Origin of the sequence: Zarconia navalis LEGE 11467 (assembly GCF_015207075.1) — a bacterium.
GTDB lineage: Bacteria > Cyanobacteriota > Cyanobacteriia > Cyanobacteriales > Geitlerinemataceae > Zarconia > Zarconia navalis.
Genome location: NZ_JADEXN010000395.1, coordinates 1 through 5422, shown reverse-complemented (window position 1 = coordinate 5422; position 5422 = coordinate 1). Strand labels below are relative to the sequence as shown.

General features: G+C 46.3%; 4 protein-coding genes. 3 read left to right on the top strand and 1 reads right to left on the bottom strand.

What is annotated here, in order from left to right; translation table 11 throughout:
• Window positions 1-313: 313 nt before the first annotated feature.
• Entirely contained in the window at window positions 314-1216 is a 903-nt protein-coding gene (locus IQ235_RS17835) for a LysR substrate-binding domain-containing protein (RefSeq protein ID WP_264322767.1), read from the top strand.
• Window positions 1217-1623: 407 nt separating this feature from the next.
• On the opposite strand, the gene IQ235_RS17830 is transcribed toward IQ235_RS17835, so the two are convergent.
• Window positions 1624-2007 carry a hypothetical protein gene (locus tag IQ235_RS17830; protein WP_264322766.1) on the bottom strand — a complete coding sequence of 128 codons (384 nt, stop codon included), beginning with the start codon at window positions 2005-2007 and terminating at the stop codon, window positions 1624-1626.
• 1279 nt (window positions 2008-3286) lie between these two features.
• Between IQ235_RS17830 and IQ235_RS17825 the strand changes: the two genes are divergently transcribed.
• Both IQ235_RS17825 and lhgD read left to right on the top strand, forming a co-directional pair.
• On the top strand, window positions 3287-4306 hold the full coding sequence (locus IQ235_RS17825; RefSeq protein ID WP_264322765.1) for a glycosyltransferase family 2 protein: 1020 nt from the start codon (window positions 3287-3289) through the stop codon (window positions 4304-4306).
• A gap of 86 nt (window positions 4307-4392) precedes the next feature.
• Window positions 4393-5422 (top strand): L-2-hydroxyglutarate dehydrogenase (lhgD, locus tag IQ235_RS17820; protein ID WP_264322764.1); only part of this gene is annotated, 1030 nt, incomplete at its 3' end.

Genomic DNA, 5422 nt, shown 5'->3' with positions numbered 1-5422 from the left:
TATCTAAATAATATAAAACTATCCGAACTGGACATCTCTACGTGAAACTTTTGACTTTTCGTGACAATTCAATGACTCGTTTTCCGGCGAGTTAGGGCAGGACCGGGAATCAGTCGGTAAATCACACAATAGACATCTGGGACAATGAAAAACCAAATCAAATTAATTTTCATCCCGATTCCCCGCTCCCTCTTTTCTCCAGATGTCTAATACCGACAGAGCAAAGCTTTGAGTGACTTGGAAAAAGTCCCCTTCGCTCGCGTAAGTCCTGTTGCATCCAGACAAACACGGCCACCTATACTTCTCACCAACGATGGAACTCAGACACTTGCGCTATTTTGTCGCCGTAGCCGAAGCGTCGAACTTCAGCCGTGCGGCAGAGCGTTTACATATCGCTCAACCCCCCCTGAGCAAGCAAATCCGAGATCTCGAAGCGGAATTGGGGGTACAACTACTCGATCGCCGCGGGCGTCCCTTGAAACTCACTCCTGCCGGATCGGTATTTCTGGCAGAAGCTCGATCGATTTTGGCACAAGTCGATCGAAGTATCACCGCCGCACGACAAGCCGAACGCGGGGAAAGCGGACAGTTGACGGTAGGGTTCAACAGTTCCGCTGCCAATAGTATTTTGTCCGATGTTCTGCGTGCCGTTCGCTCCAGTTTTGGGGATATCGAACTGGTGTTGCAAGAGTTAACAGCCCGGCAACAACTCGAAGCCTTGCGAAAAGGAGAAATTGATGTGGGTTTCATGCATCGTTTTCCGATCGAAGAGGATGATGGAACCTTGAATTTTCTTACGGTTTTGCGAGAGTCCTTCGTTGCTGTCTTGCCCGAAACCCACCCTCTGGCGACTCGAACTGAAATCTCTCTCAACCAACTCGCTGGCGATCGCTTCATCTTGCCGCCATCTCACCTGGGAACGAACCTATACGCACAAATCGCCAGCCTTTGCAGACAATCGGGTTTCGAACCGAATGTCATCCAAGAAGCTCAATGGATGCAAACGATTCTGAGTTTGGTATCGGCAGGAATGGGGGTGACGTTGCTGCCCGAAAACGTCTTGAGCCTTCAACGGCAAGGAGTGGTTTCTCGAGGGTTACTCGACGAGACACCTGTATTAGAGATGGCTGTGGTTTGGTCGAGCGATCGCGTTTCTGTGGTGCTCGATACGTTTGTGAGAGTCACCCAGGAAGTGACGCGCTCGTCGGGCGATTGAAATGACTTGAGATACTCCGAGAGTACCTTGGCTAGAGTATCTTGGCTAGAGTACCTTGGCTGAGTGGCCATCGAATCCCACCTCGGCATCGGTCGCGACAATTAGTGCATCGGGGGGGTAATGTTCGGGAATATCCTCCACAGCAACCCAAGGTGAGTTTTATACGCAATTTTGTCGCAGGTACTCCAGGGCTTTGCGATGGCGAAGATACTCGAACTAATGGATAACTCTGGAGTTCAAAAATGGGTTGCTGCCCACAATTCATCTTTTAAGTCTATTGTCGATTGCGAACATGAATAGACTATTCTAGCTAGGTGTGTCGCACAGCGATCGCACCTTAAAAAAACAAAGATAAACTTATACAAATCCGGAATTTAAATCCTCTTAACAGTTAAAACTTGGGCTATCTAAATTTCTTCTTCAAAACAGAGACTCTCCAGAAAATTCTCTTGAGATGTTGCCACTGACTCTAGCAAAGATTTAAAATCTCTACACCGTTGTCGGACTTGATTTTCAAACCAAGATAATTGCCTGAGTTCGCTTTCTCCACGAACTTTTGCAACAATTCCGCGTTCTAAATCCTTCATCGTTACGCTAAGTTTGCGACAGATGTAAGCTATGGCAGCTTCTTCCTCTTCTAAGTCTTTTCCGCCTAAAAGAGCCACTTTAAGAATATTCTGCTGGCGGGCAACTTCTTTTTCTTCCGGCTGTAGTGTGACTTGAATCGCACTTTTATAGTAAGTTTTTCCAAATAAACCTTTAACCGTGTGGCGTTCGAACGAAATTTTCATGCTAGATTCTCTTAGATTGAAGTAATACCGTCAGTCATTCAATTGTTTGGTAACTTTTAATATTATTTAATGTTTTTCACCGATCGCCATCGGTCATTTGACTTAAATTTCGATCGGGAACGTATTGAATGGAAGCATTCTAATCTAATTTTCGATGGCTCTTAACTTTATCCTTTTACGAATTAATATTCATTTCGATCTCTAGCAAGTTTTTGGTATCGTTCGTAATTTCACAGCATCAATTGAAGAATCCCAGTTGAAAATCAGTGAAAACACATAGACTTAGGTCTCAATTGGTATTGCTCGATCGAAGTCTCAGTCCGGATCGATTTTCTGTTTTGTCAATCCGCCATTTTGCTAATTTTCTCAACATTGGAGAATTAAAAACGACGAACAAAACTGGCAATGAGTGAAGCAAAAACGCTTATTTTGCTAGTTTTGCGTATATTTTGGGAGATTCTTGCCATCCGTCAACGGGCTAGTAATGTCAATATAAAAAAATAATTGAGAATGAATGGACGATACCCATCCGCATTTCTCTCTCCAGATTTCTATCCCCGAGAAGATTTCAGCGATTGGTGACAGTCTTACCCGTGACAAAGTCAGCTTAAGTAGTGTGTCAGTATTTTTACGTATTTTTTATTTAAACGATATAATTTCAGTATTATTACGTAAGTGTCGATCGAGGAAAAATGTCCTCCCATACTAAAACTCAAAAGCAAAATTAAGTATAAATACGCAAAAAATATCGAACCCAGCCAAACTCAGGAGCAAAATCTCAATGTATTGATGGAATCAGATGTAAACTTTCAATGAAGATTCCGGATAAGCATTTAGCTGCTTTAAAAACCATGATATAAACGAATTAATAAAATTCTCGTACGCATTCAACTTCGTTGCTTTTTATTAAGCCGAGATTTTAAGATAGTTTCCTCAAATAAGTAACTATCTCTGGTATCTCATCTTAAAATCGAACCGAACTGCAATATTTTGTGGAGCGCTCGAATCACACTCGACAGTGATGATATGAGTGCAGGTTCGAGCTGACTAAGATGTCTGTCGCATAAATTTTTCACCGAATCTTTAGCTTGAGTTCGTTTTTTGTATTGTGTAAACAATCGTGACAGAAACCCAAGCTTTTGCATAAAAACAGAGATAGGTTCTGAAAAATTTTTAGAGACTCGAAAATCTCAACACATCGACGTTGTTTGTTCGGTCGAGTTATCTAACGAGCCGTTGAAACTTCGATCGCATATCGAGCTATTCCCAAAAGTGCAAAATGAAATCAGTACAGAATTCCATCTCATCCCGATTGAATGTAAGCGATGGATCCGCAATTCATTCCCAGACTCGATTCCATCGCCAATCCTTAACTCCCCTGGTGAGCTTCGGCGTGCCCCTGTATAATGCCGAACGATACTTACCCCGACTGTTCGACTCTTTGCTCGCCCAAGACTACTCGAACTTTGAAGTCGTGGTTAGCGATAACGCTTCAGACGATCGCACGCCAGAAATTTGCCAAAACTATATTCGTCGCGGTTTACCGGTTCGCTATCATCGCAACCCGTCAAATATCGGTCAAATCGACAACTTCAATTGCGTGCTAAAACTCTCCCGTGGCAAGTATTTTCGCTGGGTTGGTTCCGATGATTGGTTCGACGCGAGTTACACGCGCAAATGCGTAGAACAACTCGAAGCACGTCCGGATATCGTTGGTGTCACAACCTATCAAGATCACATCACCGACGAAGGCAATCGCTACTACCAGGAATATACGGGCAAACGTCTCGAGTCCCCAATTCCCCACCTCCGATTTCGGCAAATGGTGTGGTTTATGACCGCCCATTACGGCTATATCGATCCGATCTACACGATGATGCATCGAGAGATGTTGCTCAAAACCCATAAAATCCGACCCGTCCCCCGCATGGATCAGGTCTTGTCTGTGGAAATTGCATTGTTGGGGGCATTCGAGCACATCCCCGAATGTCTGTCCCACCGTCGCCGAGAGGATTTTTCCCGCACCACTAGTAAAGCTTTGAGCGATCGCTATCAACCCGGTACGCAAAAGAATCTTATCGATCCCATTGTGGGTGTTGCCAGTGCTTTTGGGGCAGTGGTTTGGGCCAGCGATCTGAAAATCCTTGAAAAATTATTGTGCCTAGAGGCAATCGTCGGTTTTGCCGGAAAGCGGATGTGGCGAAAGATGTACCTGCAAGCACGGGAGACCGGTGGTTCGGCGCGTCGTTTTCTACCCTTTGCCGCGAAAGGCAAGCTAGTGGGAACGACAGTTCAGTAGGCTAAGCTGGTTGAAAAGACGATCGGCTCTTGGGAACGAAACGAAAGCTCGAGAGCCGATTTCTGACCAGATCGCAATCGAGACCGATGTACGACTTTGCAATTATTGGCGGGGGAATCGTGGGTCTGTCCACCGCGATGGCGATAGGCGGGCGCGATCCCCACGCTCGCATTTTAGTCCTGGAAAAAGAAAGTTGCCCGGCAGCTCACCAAACTGGGCGCAACAGCGGCGTGATTCATTCTGGGATTTACTACAAGCCCGGCAGTTTCAAAGCCAAATTCTGCCGCCAGGGAAATCGATCGATGGTGGAGTTTTGCCAGCAGCACGACATTCCCCATGAAATCTGCGGCAAAGTTATCGTCGCCACCGAACGCGCAGAACTTCCCGCCCTCGATCGCCTTTACCAACGCGGTTTAGAAAACGGACTCGACATTGCCCGACTCAGCCCAGAACAGGTAAGGGAAATCGAACCCCACGTCCGCTGTTTGGGGGGGATTCGGGTAGACTCCACCGGGATTGTAGATTATCGTCGAGTTTGCCAAAAATATGCCGAACTGTGTAGCGAACGCGGTGTGGAACTGCGGCTGAAAACAAAGTTGGAAAGCATTCATTCCACCCCCGAGGGTCGAGTTCTCGAAACCAACAACGGCACTTTTACAGCGCGGATGACAGTTAACTGTGCCGGACTGCACAGCGATCGGGTGGCGAGATCGAGCGGGGTCGATCCGGGGGCTAGAATCGTTCCCTTTCGTGGAGAATACTACGAGCTAAAGCCCGAAAAGCGCCATTGGGTCAAAAATCTTATTTACCCAGTTCCCAATCCCAGTTTCCCCTTTTTAGGCGTTCATTTCACCCGCTCGATCGACCGTAGCGTTCATGCCGGACCGAATGCCGTCCTCAGCTTCAAACGAGAAGGCTACAGAAAAACGGATTTCGACTGGCAAGATTTTAGAGAAATTGTCACCTATCCTGGTTTTTGGAAGTTGTCGGCACGCTATTTCGATGTGGGGGTGCAAGAGATGATTCGTTCTTTTAGAAAAGCGGCTTTCGTTCGCAGCCTGCAACGGTTAATTCCTGAAATTCAAGCCGACGATCTCGCGCCCATCCCCCCCGGAG